Raw genomic sequence first — 22,534 nt, forward strand, 5'->3', positions numbered from 1 at the left:
GTCATTATTCGCCCGTCTGGCGCATGGAGATGGGGAATTTCTTGTCTTCGTAAACGCCGGTGCAATCGGCAATGCTCTGGGCACCCTGACGGCAATCGACTTGCGGCATTTCGTAACTGCTGCCGTCACTGCACGCCGCCTGGCCCTGGCTATTGATCGCCAGGCTGCCACCTTGCATCGCTGCCGACACAGGGCCGGTGCAGTTGATGCCGTTGGCCTTGCGCACAATCACCTCGCCCTTGCCATCTTTGAACTGGTATTCAAGGCGCAGTGGCTTGCCGGTATTTTTGTCTTGAATGCCTGCACCTGCACGGTAATGGCCGTTGAGGAAGTCCGCGTTACCATCGGGGCTGTCGGCCGGAATGGTCAGCGGTTCACCGGGGACACTCGGGGTTGTCGGCGCTTGCGGATCTTCAGGGATCTGCGGCGGGGCAGGCGGCGTTTGATCGGCCGGTTCGGTCGCATCCGGCGCCGATGGCTCGTCTGCGTTGGCAGGCGGCGCGGTGTCAGGCTCAGGTTCAGGTTGCGGCTGCGCTTGCTCAGGCAGGGGCTCAGCAGGGCGCTGCGCATCCGGCACGATGGGCAGCTCACCTTTGGGCAGCGAAGCGCCCTGGCCTGCGCCCGGCACGGTGGCGCCATCATTGGGCAGCGACAGGTCGGCGTTGGTGTCAGGCTGGGGCAGCGTTACATCAGGACGGTCAAGGCTCGGCAATGTTGGCCAGGTCGGCACGGGCAAACCCAACTGGGGCGCGCAGCCGCGCAGGCCAAACAACAGTAGCAACAACAGCAACAGCAACAGCAGTGGCAACAGCCACCACCAGCGACGCCACCACGGCCGCGCCACGACGGGCAGCGGTGCCGGGGCAGGCACGGGCTCGGCAATCGGCGGCACCACGGGCGCAGGCGTGACTAGCGGTGCCGCCTGCGGGCGCAAACAGTGCAACGGGTCCATGTGGTGATCGGCACCGGGACGACGGAATCCCCAAAACGTCAGCACCGGTTTGCCATTAACCAGGTACACGTAGTTTTCGTCAGGGAACGGCAGCACATGCCCCAGCAGTTTGCCGAACACGGTGCGGTCGACAGAAGGCTTGGTGTCGCTGTGGGGATCGAGGTAAGTGGTACTGAGCTGATTGAGAAACGCCTGGAGCTTTTCCAGCTCAACCACGGCATGGCCGCGCTCATCAGGGGTGGCGCTGCTCCAGGGAATCACATCGCCGGGCAGCTCGCTGTACCAGTCAATGTTGTCACCCAGTTCATCACTTTGCGGGATGGCCAGATGCTGAGCCATTTCGGGATTCTTGCGGCGAATGGCTTCGCGTAATTGCAGTGCTGCCCGGTAAACCGGTTGTCCGGTTTCGCCAAGGGCTGTGAAATCACCGCTTTTACCACTGCGTAGAAGTGCGCCGCGCATCCGAGCTCCATCTTTAAAATTCGCGCGGTTAAACCCGGACGAGTGCCCGAACCGCTTCCTTGATTAAGCGCGAGACAGTAATGGCTAATCGACATCGGAGTCAATTAGCCATTAGCTGACAGCTATCATTTTCCGGGTTAGCGGCAGCGTTTACTGAGGATGTGAGCCGTAACTTAAGCCAAGGAAGGGATGAACAGAACGCTTTAAGCCAGTGCGCAGTGACGCTTCACCCGCTGGCCGGTCGGTATTGCAACGCTTCTGCCAAATGCCTGCGCTCGATGGACTCAACGCCTTCCAGATCCGCCAGCGTACGCGCCACTTTCAATAAACGATGTGCGGCCCGTAGCGATAACGTCATGCGCTCGCAGGCGTTTTCCAACCAGGTGTTATCTGTATCGCTCAAGCGGCAATGGCTGCGCACGCCGGGCAAGTCGAGAAACGCATTGGCGCACCCTTGGCGTCGAACTTGCCGCTCACGGGCCGCCGCCACTGACGCGGCGGCTGTCGCGGTGTTGTCTCCCGAGGACGGGAGCGGATTGAGCGAGGTGGTTTCACGGGCCACGGTCAGGTGCAGGTCGATACGGTCCAGCAGTGGGCCGGACAGCTTATTGCGATAACGCTGGATCTGCTCCGGGGTACAGCGGCATCGTCCCGTCGGCCCCCCGAGATACCCGCACGGGCACGGGTTCATGGCCGCCACCAGTTGAAAGCGCGCCGGAAAACGCATCCGGTCTCGCGCCCGCGCAATCACAATAAAACCTGACTCCATAGGCTCTCGCAAAACCTCCAGCACCTTGCGATCGAACTCAGGCAGTTCGTCAAGGAACAAGACCCCATGATGGGCCAGCGTGATTTCACCGGGCTGTGGCTTAGAGCCGCCACCGACCAAGGCTGGCCCGGACGCCGAATGATGGGGCTGACGAAACGGGCGTTGGGGCCAACTGCTCAGCGGTACATGACTGGCCACCGACTGGATGGCTGCGACCTCCAGCGCTTCGGGCTCATCAAGCGGCGGCAATAAGCCGGGCAAGCGACTGGCCAGCAAGGTTTTACCGGTGCCGGGCGGGCCTGTGAACAGCAGGTTATGACTGCCAGCAGCCGCGACCAGCAAGGCGCGCTTGGCCGACAACTGGCCTTGTACGTCACTCAGGTCGGGATACGGCTTGCTCACCTGCAGCAGGCCGCTGGCGCTGTAAGGTTCCATCACGGCACGGCCTGCAAAGTGCGCGACCACTTGCAACAAATGCTCGACCGCAATCACCGTCAGCCCGGAGGCCAGGCACGCTTCCTCGGCATTGGCCTGGGGCACCACCAGCGCACGCCCCGCGGCCCGCGCCGCCAGTGCAGCAGGCAGCACGCCTTGCACCGGACGAATCGCACCCGACAGGGCCAACTCGCCTAAAAACTCGACGCGTTCCAGCGCCGTGGCGGGCAGTTGCCCACTGGCGGCCAAAATGCCCAGCGCAATGGCCACATCAAAACGCCCGCCGTCCTTGGGCAGGTCGGCGGGCGCGAGGTTAAGCGTGATACGGCGAGCCGGAAAGTCAAAGCCGGAATTGAGGATCGCACTGCGCACCCGGTCCTTGCTTTCCTTGACGGCGGTTTCGGGTAAACCGACCAGCGTCAACGCGGGCAAGCCATTGGCCAGATGCGCTTCGACGGTAACGACAGGCGCCTCGACGCCGACTTGGGCACGGCTGTGAACAATCGCCAGAGACATGACTCGTTCCTTGAGTGGGCAAAAAGCGCATCCTGCGCGAATTGACGATCAAGGGGAGGGACTCAATGGATACGGGATGTGAATGCGCGTAGCGACTCACTTACTCCGCAGGCGGCAGCAAACGGGCTTCCATCTCGGCCACTTTGGCTTCCAGCGTTTCAAGGCGGGCACGGGTGCGCGCCAGTACCACCATCTGGCTGTCGAACTCTTCGCGACTGACCAGATCCAGCTTGCTGAAGCCGCTTTGCAACAGGGCTTTGAACTGGCTTTCGATTTCGTTACGCGGCAAAGCCGTGTCGCCACTGAACAAACGTGAAGCCTGGCCACTCAGGGCATCGAGAAAATCTTTGGGCGCGAGCATGGGATTGGTCCTTAAAACTGATGGCGGCGAGTGTATCACGGGGTTTCACCCCTTACGGCGACGGGGGCATTGCACATTTGTTGAGCATGCCATCCACCTCCTGCGCACTGTTTTCGTGCACAAATTCCGCGCTTAATCCGGCCCTCTTTCCTGTACGCGCGATAACCCTCTGTAATTGCTGGATTTTCCAGACATGGCAAGGTTTCTGCTTAGACGGTGATGACTCATGCACTGATGCAGTCGCTGTGACGAAGGCAGTGCGGCAGGTGGTTCAAGGATGTTTTCGTCACCCGCGGTTAACTCAAGTTGAACGGCCTGATGAGGGCTGACGACGCGTTACAAAGCCAGACACTGCGCTTAGACTTGGGCCGGGTTTGTTTTCCTGGGGCAAGTCCACCAATTCGGGAGAAGTTTCATGAAGCTAGTCACCGCCATTATCAAGCCGTTCAAGTTAGACGACGTGCGCGAGTCGCTGTCCGAGATCGGCGTGCAGGGCATTACCGTTACTGAGGTCAAAGGCTTCGGCCGGCAGAAAGGCCATACCGAGCTGTACCGCGGCGCGGAATACGTGGTCGATTTTCTGCCAAAGGTGAAGATTGATGTCGCCATCGACGACAAAGATCTTGATCGGGTTATCGAGGCGATAACCAAGGCTGCCAACACCGGCAAGATCGGTGACGGCAAGATATTTGTGGTCAATCTGGAACAGGCGATTCGCATCCGTACCGGCGAAACCGATACCGACGCCATCTAAGCCGCCAAACCCCAACGCCCCAGGAGAAAACACTATGACTCTGCGTAAATTCGCAGGGCTCGGAGCCCTGTTGTCTGTCGTAATGCCCGGCCTGGCCGTGGCGGCAGACGAAGTGGCAGCTCCAGTCCTCAATTCCGGCGATACCGCCTGGATGCTGACCGCAACGGCTTTGGTGCTGTTTATGACCATTCCCGGCCTGGCGCTGTTCTACGGCGGCATGGTGCGCTCCAAAAACCTTCTTTCTGTGATGATGCAGTGCTTCGCCATTACGGGTCTGATCAGCATTCTGTGGGTCATTTATGGCTACAGCATCACGTTCGACACCACGGGCATGGAGCAGGGCGTCACCAATTTCAACTCGTTCATCGGCGGCTTTGGCAAAGCGTTCCTCGCAGGTGTCACGCCAGACAGCCTGACGTCGTCTACGGCGCTGTTCCCGGAAGCTGTTTTCATCACCTTCCAGATGACCTTCGCCATCATCACTCCGGCGCTGATCGTCGGCGCTTTCGCTGAACGCATGAAGTTCTCGGCCATGCTGATCTTCATGGGCGTGTGGTTCACCCTGGTGTATGCGCCCATCGCGCACATGGTGTGGAGCGGCAACGGCGGTCTGATGTGGGACTGGGGCGTGCTCGATTTCGCCGGCGGCACTGTGGTGCATATCAACGCCGGTATCGCGGGCCTGGTGGCGTGCATTGTGCTCGGCAAGCGTAAAGGCTACCCGACCACCCCCATGGCACCGCATAACCTGGGTTACACCCTGGTCGGCGCAGCCATGCTGTGGATCGGCTGGTTCGGCTTTAACGCAGGCTCTGCCGCAGCCGCCAACGGCACAGCGGGCATGGCGATGCTGGTGACACAGATTGCAACCGCTGCCGCTGCACTGGGCTGGATGTTTGCCGAATGGATTACCCATGGCAAGCCGAGTGCGCTGGGCATTGCGTCGGGCGTGGTCGCCGGGCTGGTGGCCATTACCCCCGCAGCAGGCACCGTAGGCCCAATGGGCTCGATCGTGATTGGTCTGGCGTCGGGCGTGATCTGCTTCTTCTGCGCCACCAGCCTCAAGCGCAAGCTGGGCTATGACGATTCGCTGGACGCCTTTGGCGTGCACGGCGTGGGCGGTATTGTCGGCGCCATCCTTACCGGCGTGTTTGCAGCCCCGGCTCTGGGCGGTTTTGGCACCGTGACTGACGTCGCTGCACAAGTCTGGATTCAATGCAAAGGCGTGGCATTTACCGTCATCTACACCGCAATAGTGACCTTCATCATTCTCAAAGTACTGGATGCCGTGATGGGCCTGCGTGTGACGGAGGAAGAGGAAGCAGTCGGCCTCGACCTGGCGCAACACAACGAGCGAGGCTATAACTTGTAGACCGCCTCACGAAAAAAATACCCGGCCTGCCGGGTATTTTTTTGTCCGCAATGTGGCGTTATACGCATCAAGAGAATGATTTTTCCTACACCTTTATGCAGTTATCAGATCTACGATGAAATGTAAGACGAACACTTACATCACAACTCGACTATTAGCTGCTTTGCTTTTTTCTTCAGCACGCTAGAATGCGCGCCGAAGGGCGGAGTTAAGCGCCCGGGAGTCACGAAGGCACGGATCATCTCCTCATGCTTTCAAGGTCAGCGTACCGAGCCCCGTGCTAGGCACCTGGCAAGCGTTTATTTAATGAGCGAATGCCCTTAACAGGCACTCGTAAAGTCCTACCGCCCTCAAGGGCGAAGAGGCGTAAGCCGCGGGTAATCCGGGGCTACTTTTTCACCAGCGGCGGTCCACTGTGGGCGTAGCTGGTCTATAACTAATCTGCTTTACGTAAGTCATGGGGTAGAACATGAGCGACGATGATCTGGAAAATGATGACCTCGAAGTAGGTGACGAAGACGAAACCGAAGAAGGTCTTGAAGCGGCCGCCGATGACGTGGCTGACGACGACGGTGGCGACGATGTGCCGGTCCCTGTGGCCAAAGGCAAATCCAAGGCAGCGGTGTCGGTAGATGACCTGCCCAGCGTAGAAGCCAAAAACAAGGAGCGTGACGCTCTGGCTCGCGCCATGGAAGAGTTTCTTTCCCGTGGCGGCAAGGTGCAGGAAGTCGAGGCCAATGTGGTGGCAGATCCACCCAAGAAGCCTGACAACAAGTACGGCAGCCGTCCTATCTAAGGTCTGTTGTTTACTTGAAAAGAAAGCCCGCCGTCGCTGCGGGCTTTTTTGTGCGAGCGCTATTGTGATTTCAGCGCAAAGTTGCTGCCCAGGCACAAGCCTGCGTAGGGGTACGAGTAGCTTCAGCCAAGGTGTTTGAGCACATTGGGCAATTCGCTCAGGCACCCGATTTCGGCATCCGGACGCTTATCGCCCTCCCAGATTTTGCCACCTGGGTTAAACCACACGGCGCGCAAGCCTGCCTGCTGGGCGCCGGCAATGTCGTCGCCCGGATGATCGCCAACATGCACCGCAGCATTGGCCTTCACGCCGCCCCGCGACAAAGCCTCGTGGAACAAACGTGCGTCCGGCTTGGCGATGCCAATGTCTTCGGCACACAGCACGAATTTGAAGTGATGCCCCAAACCGATGCGTCGTACGTCGGCATTGCCATTGGTCACGACCCCCAGCGCGTAATTGTCCGCCAGTTCAGTCAACGTGGGCTCGACTTGCGCAAAAACCTCCAGCGCGTGACGCGCCTCTAGAAATACCTCAAACGCCGCGTCTGCCAAGGCTTGCGCGTTAGCGTATTGCGCATCCCGCAATGCGTGGAATAGCACGTGCCGACGCAGCGCACTGATTCGGTGCTTCAGGTGCGGGTTTTCACTTAAAACCCGCTCACGAATCGCTTGAAATGTTGCTAACTCAATCACGCCCACATCCGGTGCGTTTTCAGCCAGCCACTGCCGCAAGGTGTCTTCGGCCCGGGCGATCACCGGGCCGGTAGTCCACAGCGTGTCATCAAGATCGAAAGTAATCAGTTCAATCGTCATTCACTGCCCTTACTGCGTTTGGCCCGTGGGTGGGCGCTGTCGTAGACCGATGCCAGATGCTGGAAGTCCAGATGGGTATAGATTTGCGTGGTTTTGATATCTGAATGCCCGAGTAACTCTTGCACCGCGCGCAAATCCTGGGAGGACTCTAGCAAATGGCTGGCAAACGAATGGCGCAGCATGTGCGGGTGCAGGTTTTGCCCCAACTCACGTTCGCCCGCTGCCTTGACGCGCAGTTGAATAGCTCGCGGTCCAAGGCGGCGCCCACGCTGGCTGACAAACACAGCGTCGTCTTCAGGGTTGGCCAGCGCCCGTAAAGGCAGCCAGACCTGCAGGGCGTCACGGGCCTTTTGCCCGACCGGCAGCACGCGCGTCTTGCTGCCTTTACCCAGCACTTGCACCAGCCCGGCAGCCAGGTCCAGTTGATCCAGATTCAAACCCGTCAGTTCCGACAGACGCAGCCCGGAGGAGTAAAACAATTCAAGAATCGCCTGATCGCGCTGCGCCAGAAAATCTTCTTCCACCGCACCTTCCAGCAGTTGCAAGGCGCGGTCGGTGTCGAGGGTTTTGGGCAGGCGGCGTTCGCCTTTGGGGGGTGCCAGACCGTTGGCGGGGTCGTGATCGCACAGGCCTTCGCGGTTGAGGTAGTGGTACAACCCGCGCACGGCAGACAACAGCCGCACAATGCTGCGCGAAGACTGACCCTGGTGATGCAGGCGCGCCACCAACTGACGCAGGTGCTGAATATCCAGGGCCGACCAGCTGGAGATTGATGCTTGGCCGCAAAACGCCAGCACTTTGCCAAGGTCACGGCGATAAGCTTCCAGCGTGTGCGGCGACACTTGGCGCTCACTGCGCAGGTGTATGCAGTAAGCGTCCAGATGCCGTTCCATGCCTAGCGCACCGAGCGCAGGGCGTTGGTGAAGCGCGGCAAGACACGTCCCAGCACTTCAGCGATGTAACTGAGGAACAAGGTGCCCACCGAGCTTTTGTAGTGCTGCGGGTCGCGGCTGGCGACGGCCAGAACCCCGTGCAAGCCGAGGTGGTTAAGGGCGACCACGGCGGTCGAGCCGATTTGCTTGCGCTGTTCTTCACCGAACAGAAAGTCCAGCTCATGCTCACGCAGGCTGCCGCTGACGGCCTTGCCTTCTGCCAGCAGACCACCGAGGGCGCGTTGGGCGTCCGCGCTGTTGACCCAGCGCCCTACCGGCATCGGGTTATCACCAAACAACACCAGACTAACGAAGGGCACCTGAAAGTCCTGTCGCAGGCTGTCTTCAACAGCGATCACCAGCTCTTCAAGACTGGTGGCGTCCATCAGGGCCAGGTTCAAACGGCGGGTTTTCTCAAACAGGCGATCGTTGTCACGGGCCACATCCATCAGTTGTGACAGACGATGGCGCATCTCGATATTGCGCCCACGCAACAGCTCAAGCTGACGCTCCACCAACGAGACTGTATCGCCGCGCTGGTGAGGAATGCGCTGGGTCAACAGCAGCTCCTCGCGCTGGCTGAAGAAGTCCGGGTGCGCTTGGAGGTAGGCCGCCACGGCCGCAGCCTCGGGGCTTTGATCGTGAACATCGAGGTCTGCAGACTGTGGCTGGTCGGTCATCGTGTGCGCTCGCTCATAAACGGACTTGTCCTTCGTAAACACGCATCGCCGGGCCGGTCATAATCACTGAATGACCCGGACCTTCCCATTCGATGGTCAAACGACCGCCGGGCAGGTCCAGCGTCACCGGGGAATGCATCCAGCCCTGACTGATGGCCGCCACCGCCGCCGCACACGCGCCGGTGCCGCAGGCCTGGGTTTCTCCGGCGCCGCGTTCCCACACTCGCAGTTGCGCGCGGTGACGGTCGATCACGTGCAAAAAGCCCACGTTGACCCGGGCCGGGAAGCGCGGGTGATGTTCAATTTTCGGGCCCAACTCATGAACCGGCGCCGCGTTGATGTCGTCGACACGCAACACTGCATGCGGATTGCCCATCGATATGGCGGCCAACTGGACAGTCTGGCCATCGACGTCGACTTCATAGCTCAGCGCCTGCTCATCCGCCACAAACGGAATTTCGGCCGGCACCAGACGCGGCGGGCCCATGTCAACGCTGATCTGACCGTCGCTGCGCACGTTCAGCTCAATGATGCCGCTTTTGGTTTCGACTTTGATCTGGCGCTTGGTGGTCAAGCGCTTGTCGAGCACAAAGCGGGCAAAACAGCGGGCTCCGTTGCCGCACTGTTCAACCTCGGACCCGTCGGCGTTGAAGATCCGATAACGGAAATCCACCTCGGGATTGCTCGGTGCTTCAACGATCAATAATTGATCGAAGCCAACGCCCGTGTGCCGGTCGCCCCATTGCTTGGCGTGCTTGGGCAGGATGTGCGCGTGCTGGCTGACCAGGTCGAGAACCATGAAGTCATTGCCCAGGCCGTGCATTTTTGTAAAACGCAGCAACATGGGCTCACTCCGGCAGCAGGCTTTCGCCAGCAAACAGCTCGGCAACCGTCTCACGACGACGCACTTCGAACGCCTGATCGCCGTCCACCAGAATTTCGGCCGCACGGCCGCGGGTGTTGTAGTTCGAGCTCATGACAAAGCCATAGGCACCGGCCGAATGCACCGCCAACAGATCACCCTCAGCCAGCGCCAACTGGCGATCTTTGGCCAGGAAGTCACCGGTTTCACAGATCGGGCCCACGATGTCATAGGCGCGGGTTTCAGTGTCACGCGGGCGCACCGCAGTCACGTCCATCCAGGCCTGATACAGGGCAGGTCGGATCAAGTCGTTCATCGCCGCATCAACGATGGCGAAGTCTTTGTGCTCGGTGTGCTTGAGGTACTCGACCTGTGTCAGCAGCACCCCCGCGTTGGCCACAATGAAACGGCCCGGCTCGAACACCAGCGCCAGGTCACGGCCTTCGATACGCTCGCGCACCGCCTTGATGTAATCCGCCGCCAAGGGTGGCTCTTCATCGCGGTAACGCACGCCAAGGCCACCGCCGAGATCAATGTGGCGCAAATAAATGCCGCAGTCGCCCAAACGGTCAACCAGCCCCAGCAAACGGTCGAGCGCGTCGATAAACGGCTCAAGGGTGGTCAGTTGCGAACCGATGTGGCAATCAACGCCGACCACTTCGAGGTTCGGCAACTGCGCGGCGCGGATGTACACATCCTCTGCGTCCGCAATGGCGATACCGAACTTGTTCTCTTTAAGGCCCGTGGAAATGTACGGGTGAGTGCCTGCATCCACATCCGGGTTAACGCGCAGCGAGATCGGCGCACGCACGCCCATCTCGGCAGCCACCACTTGCAAGCGCTCCAGTTCGTCGGTGGACTCGACGTTGAAGCAATGCACACCCACTTCCAGTGCGCGGCGCATGTCATCGCGGGTCTTGCCGACACCGGAAAACACGATTTTGTCAGCCGAACCGCCTGCGGCCAGTACACGCTCCAACTCACCACGGGACACGATGTCAAAACCGGCGCCTATACGCGCCAGGACATTGAGTACACCCAGGTTGGAGTTGGCTTTAACCGCAAAACACACCAGATGCGGCATGCCGCTCAATGCGTCGGCAAACGCGTTGTATTGCGCTTCGATGTGGGCCCGGGAATACACATAGGTCGGCGTACCAAAACGCTCGGCAATGGCCGTCAGCGCAACACCTTCAGCGAATAACTCGCCGGCCCGGTAGTTAAAAGCGTCCATGGTGTTCCCTTATCAGTGCTTGTGCGATTGCGACGACTTCGCTTGGTCTTCAGGGGATTTGCTGTCATCGGGCAGATACAGCGGACCTTTTTGACCACAGGCAGAAACAAGGCAAGCGACCGCGACGAGCGCAGCAATGGAAGAGATCAGGCGCTTCATGGCGAAATCCTTTGAAAAGCATTAATTGCGCCCGAGTATACCGAGCACCTACCGGCTTGCCTATGCAGCAGAGCGGTCGCGCAAAAGCGCCTGTCTGAATAATCAGTAGTACGCAGGCGACGGGGCGGTTGGGGTTTGCAATCGGTCTGGAGCGCCCGTATCTTGCGAGCTCCGAGCATGACTAGACATTACGAGGTTCCACCATGAGTTTGACTGAAGCCCGTTTCCACGATCTGGTCGATGCAACCCAGCAAAACCTGGAAGACGTTTTTGACGAGAGCGGTCTGGACATGGACCTGGAGAATTCGGCCGGTGTACTGACAGCCAAGTTTGAAGGGGGCCAGCAGCTTATCTTCAGCCGCCAGGAGCCTTTGCGACAGCTTTGGCTCGCTGCACGGGAGGGCGGTTTCCACTTCGATTACGATGAGCAAGAGTCACGCTGGAAGTGCGACAGCTCTGACGAGTTACTGAGTGAAATGGTCCAGCGCCTGACGCAGGTATACACCGGCGCTGAGCTGGATTTTGACGAGATTTAACTGTGACTGCCCCTGCTAAACCTGCAAAACCGCTGTACAGCAACGTCAGCCCGGCCGTGCCATCGCCCTGCATCAGCACGTGCCGGCTGGATGAACACAAAGTGTGTCTGGGCTGCTTTCGGCATGTCGAAGACATCCGCGAGTGGCGTTCAGCAGACGACCAGCGGCGCCGGGTGATTTGCGAACAGGCACGTCTGCGGCGCGCCCTGTAATCACGGCCACAGGCTGCAACGGCATCGGCCGTTGGCTTGTGTATTTATTTTGCTGTGGTAGTGTCCGGGTTCGCCTCGCACTAACGAGGTTGGTCAAAACCCCGCCATTTTCTGGCGGGGTTTTGCTTTTTCGTGCAGAAAAAAGGAGTCTGCCAGGTCATGACCACTTCACCCCAACCCTCCATCATCCTCACCCGCCTGGACGTCCAGCGTCTGGAAGCATTGATTGATAACCTCGACGATTCGTTGCCAGGCGTCGTCGCGCTGCAAGAAGAACTTGATCGTGCCGAATCCGTTGTAGGCCATACCGAAGTGCCTGCAGGCGTTGTCACCATGAATTCGCGTGTGCACTGCCGCGAGCAGGGCAGCGGCAAGGATTACCACCTGACACTGGTTTACCCCAAAGACGCGAATGCAGACGAAGGTAAAATTTCGATCCTTGCACCCGTCGGCAGTGCCTTGCTGGGCCTGCAAGTCGGCCAGCACATCAACTGGCCAGCACCGGGCGGCAAAACCCTCAAGCTGGAGCTGCTGGAAGTTGAATACCAGCCTGAAGCCGCTGGCAATTACGACCTTTAAGCCTCAGACCTGCGCCAGCGCCTCGTTGAGCGCCTGCTCCAGATTCGCCTTGTAGCGCAGGCATAGATGGCTCGGGCTGTGGCTTTCGCCCAACAGCCCCGATAAATCCAGATCAGTGATGTAACAGCGGTAGCGCTCGGTTTCACGGCGCTGCCCGACAATTTCCCGTGCCACCGCTGCGTACAACTGATCGCCATGGTCCATCTGGCTGAACTCGCGCTGGTTGCAGAATAGCGTCACCCACTGCCCACCATGCGCGCCTTTGCCGATCACCGCTTGCACCTCGTAGTAAGGCGTCATCGCTGCGCTGACGGGAATGCGCCGCGCTTCGACGCTGCGCGCGCGCCCTTTGCCCGACGGCAATAGCTGGTAATACAACACGTCCAGTGGCGGGGCAGGGCTCTCGTCTTCCAACGGCTGGCACGCCTCACGCCGAAACAACGACGCCTGTAAAAAACGCTGCAAGGGCACCAGCAGACTCATTTCGTCATGAAACGCAACGGTCTGCTGCCACAGCACATTGCACTCGTCGAGCACACTGAGCTCGGCCTCACCGTCATTCAGTCGGTAGAAGACTTGAATCGCCCCCGGCTTGCCCTTGGGCAGTATCAGCGCGAGGTCGTCCTCGCCCAAGGCCATCGGGTCCAGGTGCACCGGCCGATACGTCGCCAGACGCTGGCTCAAATAGCCGGCCAATGCATTGCGGTCGGCCAGCGCCACGTGGCGTACGTGTTCTTTGGCCAGTTCCAGCACATGTAAACGTTGCTCCACTTGCACCACATACCGCAGCGCTTGCCCGCTGGCACGTAGGGCCTGTGCCGTATTGAAAATCCCTTCCACCCGATTTGCGATGAATTGCGCCCGGTTGTGACACAAGCAGCGCACGCGCAACTGCGGGGTTGCGCGCCCTGCCGGTTGTGCATTGAGGTAATCCGCCAGGCATTCAAACAGCGCGTGTTCGCCGTCGAAGCGGCTGACGATGACTTCGTTCCAACTGTTGAGCGTGACTTGGTCCAGGGTCAGCACAAGGTTTTCGCGCACCCCGGCATAACTCAGTGAATCCGTGCGCTCAGTGGTCATCAGGATATTCATTTCACGGTGATGCTTGAGCGGGTCAATCCCGACGTTGACCACAATCAGCACCTGCGACGGCACACTGGGTCGCAACAGTTGCGTTTCGTCCACCGCCCCCAGCGGCAAAGGGATCAGTTGTTGCAAACACCCCAGCAGGTTGAACAGTTCGTACTCGCTGACATCCGTACTGCCAGGGTTGAGGGCCAGACGGGTACCGCTGTCGATGACCCCGTTGCGATGGCACCACGCCAGCAACTCCAGCAGCGCAGGGCTGCGCTTGATGACCGGCGTATGCTCCCACTCGTGAACCGCGAGGTTGCCGCGATAGATCCCCCAATGAAACTCGCCGGGCTCTTTCTTGTTCGGGGAGTGCACCAGTGTCAGCAGCTCTTGTGCCAGATTGGGCGCAATGCCAGGGTTGATGTGGTCGACTTTGCCGGCCTTGCGCTCAAACGCGGCGTACAGCCGTCGTCCCAGCACATTCAAGTCGCGTTTGTTGGTCAGCCCGGCGGCTTGCTCATCGCGGGCAAACTGGCTCAAAAAGCGGTAGCTGTAATTGAGCTCATGCACCAACGCCCGGCGTTCATGGACCGCCTGTTCGGCCTTCCATGCCGGGCGACTGTCGAGCCAGGCCAACTGCCGCTCATCCCAACCCCATTCCCGCGCCAGACGCTCCAGCAACTGGCGCTGCCATTGCGTGCCACGTTGCGCGAGGTTGCCAGTCAACTTGCGGTTAACTTTCAGGTACAAACTGCGGCGCACCAACTCCAGCCGCTCAACATCACCCCGCGCCTTGAGGTACTGCTCAATGCGCCGGTACACCACCACATACGGGTCGAGTTCATCAAGGTCCAACTGATGGGCATAGACCGCCTGCTTGAAGCGCAGGCTCAGGCACTGCACCTTTGGGTGCTCACTGGCATACACCTCGATCAACAGCAGTTTGAGCACCGACTTGTAGGGCGACTCAATCCCTTTGAATAACTGCCATAACCCGGCTCCCACGAACTCGCCGGGCGGGATATGTGCCAGATGCCCCAGATCGATGGTTTCGTCAGCCCGAATGAAGCGCTTGGAAAGCAGCGTGTGGGTAAATTCGGCGTAGTTGGCTTCCTCATTGGCCGGCACCCACCACCACATCGGGGTACGGCCTGCGAGCCAAATGGCGGTGCGATAAAACTCATCCAGCAATAAGTAATGCTGCGTCGTACCACAATCGTCCGTGCTCAGCCGGGCACCGCGTTCGCCCAGGGCAAAGCGTTGCGCATCAATCAGAAAAAAATGTGCGTCGGCCCCTAAACCGGCCGCCCAGGTTTCCAGCACCTGACATTTCTTGCGCAGTTCTTCAAGGGCCGGTTCGCTCAGGTTCGGGGCATGGCAAATCCACACATCCATGTCGCTCTGATCCGTCTGGGCTAACGTTCCCAGGCTACCCATCAGAAACAAACCATGAATCGGCGACTGTGCGCCGGGCGTTCGCGTCTTATAAGAAAAGGAGCGCGTCAGGCGCTGGGCTTCGGCCAGGGCAGACGCGTCGGGCTCATACCCCGCGACGCCGGCTGGCGTACTCCCGGACACATAACCGGGTAATAACGGGTGATTCACATGAAAAAACAATGGCAGCAGGCTCAGCACCGTTTGCTGACGCGGGGTCAAGCCCTCCATTGCCCGCAGCAGGCGCGCACGATTGACGTGAAGAAACCGCTCACGCAATTGTGTGAGTGTCTGTCGATCAATACCTTCATTCAGATCTATCTGAATGGCCTGGGTGCGCGTCATATCAAACTCAAACCGGCTCGCTAGGCGAGAAAGAGAAGGGAGGCAACGTAGGAGGGAGTCTACAGCGAGACCATGAAAAGGCTTAGGGCGAAAGCGCTTTTGACGTCAGATTTTTTGCGGGGAGAAGAAGGAGAGCCCGCGGAATCCCTTATTCAACCAAGAGATTCCGAGGGCGATCAGTGGCGTCAGGCAAGTTCTGCCAACTTCACAGCCACCAGGGGTTTGGTGGTCAAAATCGACAGTGTCGTTTGCACGTGCTCAACAGCATCACGGCCCAGGCTGGTGAGGTAGCCCCCGTCCGGTTGGGTGATGAGGTCTTTTTCATGGAGCCGCTTGGCGGCAGCGATAAGCTTTTTGTCAGCTTCTTGATGGACTTTAAGCCCTTCTTGAGTGCTGTTCAGATCGAACAGTGCAAGGACTTCCAGTTCGGCAACCAACTCAGGGGTAAACGACATAAGGACTCCAGACTATGCAGGAAAAGACGACAACGACCCTAAGGTGAGCCTGGTTGGCCTGACTGTCCAGTAACAGTTCTCGCCGGACCCGAGCCATTTGCCGCACCTGCCCCGCATCGTGCACGGGCGAGGCAATTGGAGTGTAGACCGCGAATAACAAAGTGCAGGCCTGTATGGCCGGGCGGTCTGAAAACACCTGTTCACGCCAACTTCACGCGCCATCGCTCCCTGCATGGCAAGGCAGCGATGACGGCGTTCGTTGTAAATCGTATTTCAGTTATATAAACATTCTTAAATAGTATTTTTAAGAATAATCGCGCCTCACTACTATTGCCCCACGCCGACACGAACCCATCGGCACCTCATTTTTTCAGGAGCAACACCATGAGCGCATCTCTGCGTAGCGTTGACGGCCAGGACGAAGCCACCATTCTGCGGGAAATCCAGAGCGCGCTACGTGACCTGCGCTTCGGTGCCGTGGAAATCACTGTGCACAACGCCCAAGTGGTTCAGATCGAACGCAAAGAGAAGTTCCGCCTGCAGAACCCGGGCCAAAAAAATAGCTGAATACCCCACGCGCCCTGTCTGGGGCGCCTATAAAAATTAAAAATACACGCTGCTCTGGAGCCACACCTATGACCCTACGCCGTTACGCTTTGGCCGCGCTGGCCAGTGCCATTTTTGCTGGCTCCGCCGTGGCCAAAGACTACGAGTTGTTGAACGTTTCTTACGATCCAACCCGTGAGCTGTATCAGGATTACAACGCAGAGTTCACCCAGTTCTGGAAACAAAGCCACCCCGACGACAAGGTCAAAATTCAGCAGTCACACGGGGGCTCGGGCAAACAGGCGCGTGGCGTGATCGATGGCTTGCGCGCGGATGTCGTGACCCTGGCACTGGCCGGTGACATCGACGAAATCGCCAAGTTGGGTAAAACCCTCCCTGAAAACTGGCAAACCCGCCTTCCGGACGCCAGCACCCCGTACACCTCGACCATCGTGTTCCTGGTGCGCAAGGGCAACCCGAAAGGCATCAAGGACTGGAACGACCTGACCAAAGATGGCGTGTCGGTGATTACACCGAACCCGAAAACCAGCGGCGGCGCACGCTGGAACTTCCTCGCTGCCTACGCCTACGGCCTTAAGGCTAACGGCGGCGATGAAACCAAAGCCAAAGAGTACGTACAAAATCTGTTCAAGCACGTGCCTGTACTGGATACCGGCGCACGGGGCTCAACCATCACTTTCGTCAACAACGGTCAGGGAGACGTGCTGCTGGCGTGGGAAAACGAAGCGTTTTTGGCACTCAAAGAAGATGGCGGGGCGGACAAGTTCGACATCGTCGTACCTTCGCTCTCGATTCTGGCTGAGCCACCGGTTGCCGTAGTCGACAAAAATGCCGATAAAAAGGGCAACGCAGAGATCGCCAAAGCGTACCTCGAACACCTGTACAGCCCGGCCGGTCAGGAAATTGCGGCTAAGAATTTCTACCGTCCTCGGGATGAGAAAGTCGCAGCCAAATACGCACAGCAGTTTCCGAAGCTGGACCTTGTGACTATCGACAAAGACTTCGGCGGCTGGAAGACTGCCCAACCGAAATTCTTCAATGACGGTGGCGTGTTCGACCAGATCTACCAGGCGCAATAACCTGTGGGGCGTGCCTTTCAGGCATCGCTTAAAGCTAGAACATTAAGCCCGCAATCGGTTTGCGGGCTTCGTGCGTTAAACAAGGACTTTTATGTCGCGTCGTATCTCCCCCGTCATACCCGGCTTCGGGCTGACACTGGGCTACACCTTGGTGTATCTCAGCCTGATTGTGCTCATTCCTCTGGCCGCCATGTTCGTGCATGCCGCGCAACTGACCTGGGACCAGTTTTGGGCCATCGTCACCGCCCCTCGCGTATTGGCCGCGCTCAAATTGAGCTTCGGCACCGCTTTTGTTGCGGCACTGATCAACGGCATCATCGGCACCGTGCTGGCCTGGGTGCTGGTGCGCTACACCTTCCCGGGGCGCAAGGTCATCGATGCCATGATCGACCTGCCCTTTGCGCTGCCGACGGCAGTCGCCGGTATCGCACTGACCGCGCTGTATGCCCCGAACGGCTGGATTGGCCAATTCGCCACTGACATGGGCTTCAAAATCGCCTACACCCCGATGGGTATCACGCTGGCGCTGACCTTCGTCACGCTGCCATTTGTGGTGCGCACCGTACAGCCGGTGCTGGCCGATATTCCGCGTGAAATCGAAGAAGCCGCTGCCTGCCTGGGCGCCAAACCGCTGCAAGTGTTTCGCCATATTTTGGTGCCCGCGCTATTGCCCGCGTGGCTCACGGGTTTCGCGCTGGCCTTCGCCCGCGGCGTCGGCGAGTACGGCTCGGTGATTTTCATCGCCGGCAATATGCCGATGAAAACCGAAATTTTGCCGCTGTTGATCATGGTCAAACTCGACCAATACGACTACACCGGCGCCACGGCCATTGGCGTGATGATGCTGGTGGTTTCCTTCATTTTGCTGCTGCTGATCAACCTGATTCAGCGCCGCATCGAAACCCCTTGAAGGAGGCGTCACCATGTCCAACACACCTATGAACGCAGCCTCCGTCGCCAACGATGCTCGCCGTGGCAGCCCGCTCTCGCGCCGGGTACTGATTGCCTTTGGCTGGTTATTCTTCGTCGTATTCCTGCTGCTCCCGTTGCTGATTGTGGTCTCGCAGGGCCTGAAGCTCGGTTTCGGCGCGTTCTTCGATGCCATTCTTGAACCTGATGCCCTGTCGGCCCTGAAACTGACCATCATCGCCGTTGTAATCTCGGTGCCGCTCAACGTGGTCTTCGGCGTCAGCGCGGCATGGTGCGTGAGCAAATACAGCTTTCGCGGCAAAAGCATCCTCGTGACACTGATCGACCTGCCGTTCTCGGTATCGCCGGTGATCGCCGGTCTGGTCTACGTGCTGATGTTCGGCGCACAGGGCTTCTTCGGTGAGTGGCTGCAAGACCACGACATTCAGATCGTTTTCGCACTGCCGGGCATCGTGCTGGCGACCATCTTCGTCACCGTGCCCTTCGTGGCACGCGAGCTGATCCCGCTGATGCAAGAGCAGGGCACCCAGGAAGAAGAGGCCGCACGCCTGCTGGGGGCCAACGGCTGGCAAATGTTCTGGCACGTCACAGTACCGAATATCAAATGGGGCCTGATCTACGGCGTGGTGCTGTGTACCGCACGGGCGATGGGCGAATTCGGCGCAGTGTCCGTGGTGTCCGGGCACATTCGCGGGGTGACCAACACCCTGCCGCTGCACGTCGAGATCCTCTACAACGAATACAACCACGTTGCCGCCTTCGCTGTGGCCACCCTGTTGCTGATCCTGGCGCTCTTCATCCTGCTGCTCAAGCAGTGGAGCGAATCCCGTATTAACCGCCTGCGCGCCAGCGCCGCAGAGGAATAAAGCATGTCGATCGAAGTTCGTAACGTCAGCAAAAACTTCAACGCCTTCAAGGCGCTGGATCGCATCAATCTGGACATCCAGAGTGGCGAGCTCGTGGCCTTGCTGGGGCCGTCGGGCTGCGGCAAAACCACGTTGCTGCGCATCATTGCAGGCCTGGAGACCCCGGACGAAGGCAACATCGTGTTCCACGGCGAAGACGTCTCGGGCCATGACGTGCGTGATCGCAACGTCGGGTTTGTGTTCCAGCATTACGCGCTGTTCCGCCACATGACGGTGTTTGACAACGTCGCGTTCGGCCTGCGCATGAAACCGAAAAAGGAACGCCCGAGCGAAAGCCGGATTGCCGAAAAAGTCCACGAGCTGCTGAACATGGTGCAACTGGACTGGTTATCGGACCGTTACCCGGAGCAACTGTCAGGCGGCCAGCGCCAGCGTATCGCCCTAGCCCGCGCACTGGCGGTCGAACCTAAAGTGCTGTTGCTGGACGAGCCTTTCGGCGCCCTCGATGCCAAGGTGCGTAAAGAGCTGCGCCGCTGGTTGGCGCGCTTGCACGAAGACATCAACTTGACGTCGGTGTTCGTGACCCACGACCAGGAAGAAGCGATGGAAGTCGCGGACCGCATTGTGGTCATGAACAAAGGCGTGATCGAACAGATCGGTTCCCCGGGCGAGGTATACGAAAACCCGGCCAGCGACTTCGTGTATCACTTCTTGGGCGACTCCAACCGCCTGCACATTGGCGAAGACCAGCACGTCTTGTTCCGCCCGCACGAAGTGTCGTTGTCACGCCATGAAATTGAAGAACACCACGCCGCTCAGGTGCGCGATATCCGTCCGCTGGGCGCGACCACCCGCGTGACATTGAAGGTTGAGGGTCAAAGCGAGCTGATCGAGGTGGAAGTGGTCAAAGACCATGACAGCCTGACCGGTCTGGCCCGTGGCGAGACGTTGTTCTTCAAGCCGAAGGTGTGGCAGAAACACAGCAGCCTGTAACCGCCAAACGGTTCACCCAAAGCCTGACGTCTTTCGATGCTCAGGCTTTTTTTATGCCTAGGAACACACCCCTTCCGTACCTGAGCCCTACAAAAAAAACGGCTACTTCACTCGTAAGTTACTGATCTGATCGGACATAAAAATCCGTCTTATGCACATAGAGTCCGACTTTTCTCTCACGACAAGTCGCAAGGATTCGCATGAAGGAAAACCGAAGACCCATCAAGGCCCGCTCTTCCAGGTGGGCAACGGGCATCACCTATGCCTTGCTCAAAAGAACTATTTCCCCCAATCAGATTTCAGTGGCCAGTGTGGTCTTTGCGTTGGCCGGTGCGGGCATATTGATAGCGGACAATGGCGTCATTGGATCAATCATGTGCGCCTTCGCTATTCAACTGCGTCTGTTGTGCAATCTATTGGATGGCATGGTGGCAATAGAAGGCGGGAAAAAATCCGACCTTGGCAGTCTCTACAACGAATTTCCGGATCGCGTAGCCGATAGCGTGCTCATCGTGGGGCTTGGTTATGCGATTGGTTATTCGGACCTTGGATGGTTTGGCGCCTTGGCGGCAGCCCTGACCGCCTACGTAAGGGTTTTTGGCGGCTCGATTGGCCTCGTTCAGTGTTTTGCAGGCCCCATGGCCAAACAGCACCGAATGGCGCTGATGACAGCAGCCCTTTTGCTCAATGCGATTGAAACGCCAGCTTATGGCACTCACCACGCGTTATTGACCGCGCTGATCATCATCGTTGTCGGCTCGCTTATCACCTGTGGGACACGAACGCTCGCAATCGCCAGACAGCTCAAGGAAAACGCCCATGTGGATCAGTAATGCTCTGATTTCAGTGCTTCGGGTCCTGATCGGGGTAAACGCCCGCTGGCAGAGCCCTCCAGACCTTACCCGCCAGCGCATTTATTTCGCCAATCACACCAGCCATATGGACACACTCGCCATCATTGCGGCGCTTCCACGCGAGGCTCGCATTAACGTGAAGCCCGTAGCAGCAGCCGACTACTGGGGCAAGAACGCATTTCTTTCGTATGTCTCAAAAAAAGGACTGAATGCGGTTTTGATCGAGCGTAAGCCAGGCGCGGATAAACCCGCACTGGAACCTATTTACGACGTACTGCGAGCGGGGCACTCCATCATTTTTTTCCCGGAGGGCACACGCGCCTGCCAGGCCCTGCCGGGCGACTTCAAATCGGGTCTGTTCCGGTTGAGCGAAGCATTCCCTGATGTCGACCTGGTGCCCATTTATTTGGAAAACCTTCATCGATCCATGCCTAAAGGCAAGCATTTCCCGCTGCCCATTATCTGCACGATCCGGATCGGCAATCCGCTGGAAAAAATCGCTGGCGAAGAGAAGCAGCCATTCCTTGAGCGGGCGCGCGAAGCCATCGTGAGGTTATCCAAATGACGTTTGAAACCAAGTTTCTGTGGTTCTTTGCCGGGCTTGCCAGTCTGCTGGCCATCGCCTCAATCATCAGTCATGTACTGGCCAAGCGAGCCACCACAGAAAGTGGCATCGCAACGATCGAAAACCTGAATCAACGTGTGAATGCGTGGTGGGGGATGGTGATCGTTTTCTTTACTTCATACCTGCTGGGCGGCAATGCAACCGTCATCCTTTTCGCCTTCATTTCTCTGTTTGCACTCAGAGAATTCATCACGCTGGCACCCACCAAAAGAGGCGACCATAACGCACTGTTTATCGCCTTTTTCATCCTTGTGCCGCTGCAATATGTGCTGATCGCGACCCACTGGTACTCGATGTTTACGCTGCTGATCCCTGTGTATGCCTTTCTACTCTTGCCCGCGATTGCGGTATTGAGTCAGGACACAGGGGGATTTCTGGAGCGCACGGCGAAAATCCAGTGGGGGGTGATGATCTGTATTTTCTGCATTAGCCACGCTCCCGCTCTGCTGATGCTGGAGCTGGAGGGATTCCAGGGACAGAACGCTCTGCTGCTGTTCTATATGGTCTTTGTTGTGCAGATGAGTGATGTCCTGCAGTACGTGTTTGGAAAGCTCTTCGGCAAACATAAAGTCGCCCCCCTGGTAAGCCCCTCAAAAACCGTTGAGGGCCTGGTGGGCGGCGGTCTGGCGGCGACCCTTATTGGCGGGGGGATGTTTTGGATGACGCCCTTCAGTTTCTGGCAATCACTGCTGATGGCGTTTGTGATCGTTGTGATGGGTTTTGTGGGAGGGCTGGTGATGTCAGCAATCAAGCGCAGCCTGAGTGCCAAAGATTGGGGCACGCTCATCAAAGGGCACGGCGGAATGCTCGACAGGATGGACTCGGTTTGCTTCGCGGCACCGATCTTCTTTCACCTGACGCGCTACTTCTTCACGGCCTAACAGCCGCC

Annotated in this window: 25 protein-coding genes; 14 read left to right on the forward strand and 11 right to left on the reverse strand. The window is 58.5% G+C overall.

What is annotated here, in order from left to right:
* Positions 1 to 4: 4 nt before the first annotated feature.
* The 3 genes from CJF39_RS01605 to CJF39_RS01615 form a co-directional block, all read right to left on the reverse strand.
* The gene (locus CJF39_RS01605; RefSeq protein WP_094991849.1) at positions 5 to 1,414 is read right to left on the reverse strand and encodes an SrfA family protein; all 1,410 of its coding nucleotides are present in this window, start codon (positions 1,412 to 1,414) and stop codon (positions 5 to 7) included.
* Positions 1,415 to 1,640: 226 nt separating this feature from the next.
* A complete protein-coding gene (locus CJF39_RS01610) occupies positions 1,641 to 3,134 on the reverse strand; it encodes a YifB family Mg chelatase-like AAA ATPase (RefSeq protein ID WP_094991850.1) in 1,494 nt (497 codons plus the stop codon).
* A gap of 100 nt (positions 3,135 to 3,234) precedes the next feature.
* Positions 3,235 to 3,495, reverse strand: a complete 261-nt coding sequence (locus tag CJF39_RS01615; RefSeq protein ID WP_094991851.1) for an accessory factor UbiK family protein — start codon at positions 3,493 to 3,495, stop codon at positions 3,235 to 3,237.
* Positions 3,496 to 3,910: 415 nt separating this feature from the next.
* Here CJF39_RS01615 and glnK point away from each other — a divergent pair, with 415 nt between their 5' ends.
* The 3 genes from glnK to sutA all read left to right on the forward strand — a co-directional run bounded on the left by glnK (position 3,911) and on the right by sutA (position 6,417).
* Positions 3,911 to 4,249, forward strand: a complete 339-nt coding sequence (gene glnK / locus CJF39_RS01620; protein ID WP_002555808.1) for a P-II family nitrogen regulator — start codon at positions 3,911 to 3,913, stop codon at positions 4,247 to 4,249.
* Positions 4,250 to 4,283: 34 nt separating this feature from the next.
* Positions 4,284 to 5,621 carry an ammonium transporter gene (locus tag CJF39_RS01625; RefSeq protein WP_094991852.1) on the forward strand — a complete coding sequence of 446 codons (1,338 nt, stop codon included), beginning with the start codon at positions 4,284 to 4,286 and terminating at the stop codon, positions 5,619 to 5,621.
* Positions 5,622 to 6,090: 469 nt separating this feature from the next.
* Positions 6,091 to 6,417: a transcriptional regulator SutA gene (sutA, locus tag CJF39_RS01630; protein WP_047278851.1), complete on the forward strand. Its 327-nt coding sequence runs from the start codon at positions 6,091 to 6,093 to the stop codon at positions 6,415 to 6,417.
* A gap of 122 nt (positions 6,418 to 6,539) precedes the next feature.
* On the opposite strand, the gene CJF39_RS01635 is transcribed toward sutA, so the two are convergent.
* The 6 genes from CJF39_RS01635 to lptM are packed head-to-tail and all read right to left on the reverse strand — an operon-like array spanning position 6,540 to position 11,096.
* Positions 6,540 to 7,229, reverse strand: coding sequence for an HAD family hydrolase (locus CJF39_RS01635; protein WP_094991853.1), 690 nt, complete (start codon positions 7,227 to 7,229; stop codon positions 6,540 to 6,542).
* Positions 7,226 to 8,122 carry a tyrosine recombinase XerC gene (xerC, locus tag CJF39_RS01640; RefSeq protein ID WP_094991854.1) on the reverse strand — a complete coding sequence of 299 codons (897 nt, stop codon included), beginning with the start codon at positions 8,120 to 8,122 and terminating at the stop codon, positions 7,226 to 7,228. The genes CJF39_RS01635 and xerC overlap by 4 nt, the downstream gene beginning before the upstream one ends.
* 2 nt (positions 8,123 to 8,124) lie before the next feature.
* Positions 8,125 to 8,841: a DUF484 family protein gene (locus CJF39_RS01645; protein WP_094991855.1), complete on the reverse strand. Its 717-nt coding sequence runs from the start codon at positions 8,839 to 8,841 to the stop codon at positions 8,125 to 8,127.
* 13 nt (positions 8,842 to 8,854) lie between these two features.
* Positions 8,855 to 9,685 (reverse strand): diaminopimelate epimerase, encoded by an 831-nt coding sequence (gene dapF, locus CJF39_RS01650; RefSeq protein ID WP_094991856.1) that lies wholly within the window; start codon positions 9,683 to 9,685, stop codon positions 8,855 to 8,857.
* 4 nt (positions 9,686 to 9,689) lie between these two features.
* The gene (lysA, locus tag CJF39_RS01655; protein ID WP_094991857.1) at positions 9,690 to 10,937 is read right to left on the reverse strand and encodes a diaminopimelate decarboxylase; all 1,248 of its coding nucleotides are present in this window, start codon (positions 10,935 to 10,937) and stop codon (positions 9,690 to 9,692) included.
* 12 nt (positions 10,938 to 10,949) lie between these two features.
* A complete protein-coding gene (gene lptM, locus CJF39_RS01660; RefSeq protein WP_094991858.1) occupies positions 10,950 to 11,096 on the reverse strand; it encodes an LPS translocon maturation chaperone LptM in 147 nt (48 codons plus the stop codon).
* Positions 11,097 to 11,299: 203 nt separating this feature from the next.
* On the opposite strand from lptM, the gene cyaY reads away from it, so the two are divergent.
* From cyaY to rnk, 3 genes are all read left to right on the forward strand, one after another.
* Positions 11,300 to 11,632, forward strand: coding sequence for an iron donor protein CyaY (gene cyaY, locus CJF39_RS01665; protein ID WP_094991859.1), 333 nt, complete (start codon positions 11,300 to 11,302; stop codon positions 11,630 to 11,632).
* Between the two features lie 2 nt (positions 11,633 to 11,634).
* The gene (locus tag CJF39_RS01670) at positions 11,635 to 11,844 is read left to right on the forward strand and encodes a DUF1289 domain-containing protein (protein ID WP_094991860.1); all 210 of its coding nucleotides are present in this window, start codon (positions 11,635 to 11,637) and stop codon (positions 11,842 to 11,844) included.
* Positions 11,845 to 12,003: 159 nt separating this feature from the next.
* Positions 12,004 to 12,423: a nucleoside diphosphate kinase regulator gene (gene rnk, locus CJF39_RS01675; protein WP_094991861.1), complete on the forward strand. Its 420-nt coding sequence runs from the start codon at positions 12,004 to 12,006 to the stop codon at positions 12,421 to 12,423.
* A gap of 3 nt (positions 12,424 to 12,426) precedes the next feature.
* Here the strand turns inward: rnk and CJF39_RS01680 are convergent, their stop codons facing one another.
* A complete protein-coding gene (locus CJF39_RS01680) occupies positions 12,427 to 15,276 on the reverse strand; it encodes a class I adenylate cyclase (RefSeq protein WP_094991862.1) in 2,850 nt (949 codons plus the stop codon).
* Positions 15,277 to 15,461: 185 nt separating this feature from the next.
* On the reverse strand, positions 15,462 to 15,731 hold the full coding sequence (locus tag CJF39_RS01685) for a TIGR02647 family protein (RefSeq protein ID WP_094991863.1): 270 nt from the start codon (positions 15,729 to 15,731) through the stop codon (positions 15,462 to 15,464).
* Between the two features lie 384 nt (positions 15,732 to 16,115).
* Here CJF39_RS01685 and oscA point away from each other — a divergent pair, with 384 nt between their 5' ends.
* From oscA to CJF39_RS01725, 8 genes are all read left to right on the forward strand, one after another.
* A complete protein-coding gene (gene oscA / locus CJF39_RS01690; protein WP_047278876.1) occupies positions 16,116 to 16,298 on the forward strand; it encodes a sulfur starvation response protein OscA in 183 nt (60 codons plus the stop codon).
* A 68-nt stretch (positions 16,299 to 16,366) separates the two neighbouring features.
* A complete protein-coding gene (locus tag CJF39_RS01695; RefSeq protein ID WP_094991864.1) occupies positions 16,367 to 17,377 on the forward strand; it encodes a sulfate ABC transporter substrate-binding protein in 1,011 nt (336 codons plus the stop codon).
* A gap of 91 nt (positions 17,378 to 17,468) precedes the next feature.
* A complete protein-coding gene (cysT, locus tag CJF39_RS01700; protein ID WP_094991865.1) occupies positions 17,469 to 18,287 on the forward strand; it encodes a sulfate ABC transporter permease subunit CysT in 819 nt (272 codons plus the stop codon).
* Positions 18,288 to 18,315: 28 nt separating this feature from the next.
* The gene (gene cysW / locus CJF39_RS01705) at positions 18,316 to 19,173 is read left to right on the forward strand and encodes a sulfate ABC transporter permease subunit CysW (RefSeq protein ID WP_432760227.1); all 858 of its coding nucleotides are present in this window, start codon (positions 18,316 to 18,318) and stop codon (positions 19,171 to 19,173) included.
* A gap of 3 nt (positions 19,174 to 19,176) precedes the next feature.
* Positions 19,177 to 20,166: a sulfate/molybdate ABC transporter ATP-binding protein gene (locus tag CJF39_RS01710; RefSeq protein WP_094991867.1), complete on the forward strand. Its 990-nt coding sequence runs from the start codon at positions 19,177 to 19,179 to the stop codon at positions 20,164 to 20,166.
* A gap of 200 nt (positions 20,167 to 20,366) precedes the next feature.
* The gene (locus CJF39_RS01715) at positions 20,367 to 20,999 is read left to right on the forward strand and encodes a CDP-alcohol phosphatidyltransferase family protein (protein WP_094991868.1); all 633 of its coding nucleotides are present in this window, start codon (positions 20,367 to 20,369) and stop codon (positions 20,997 to 20,999) included.
* On the forward strand, positions 20,986 to 21,585 hold the full coding sequence (locus CJF39_RS01720; RefSeq protein WP_094991869.1) for a lysophospholipid acyltransferase family protein: 600 nt from the start codon (positions 20,986 to 20,988) through the stop codon (positions 21,583 to 21,585). Before CJF39_RS01715 ends, CJF39_RS01720 begins: the two co-directional genes overlap by 14 nt.
* Positions 21,582 to 22,526: a phosphatidate cytidylyltransferase gene (locus CJF39_RS01725; protein ID WP_094991870.1), complete on the forward strand. Its 945-nt coding sequence runs from the start codon at positions 21,582 to 21,584 to the stop codon at positions 22,524 to 22,526. The genes CJF39_RS01720 and CJF39_RS01725 overlap by 4 nt, the downstream gene beginning before the upstream one ends.
* Positions 22,527 to 22,534: the final 8 nt, after the last annotated feature.

It is taken from the genome of Pseudomonas lundensis, from assembly GCF_002269125.1.
GTDB lineage: Bacteria > Pseudomonadota > Gammaproteobacteria > Pseudomonadales > Pseudomonadaceae > Aquipseudomonas > Aquipseudomonas lundensis_A.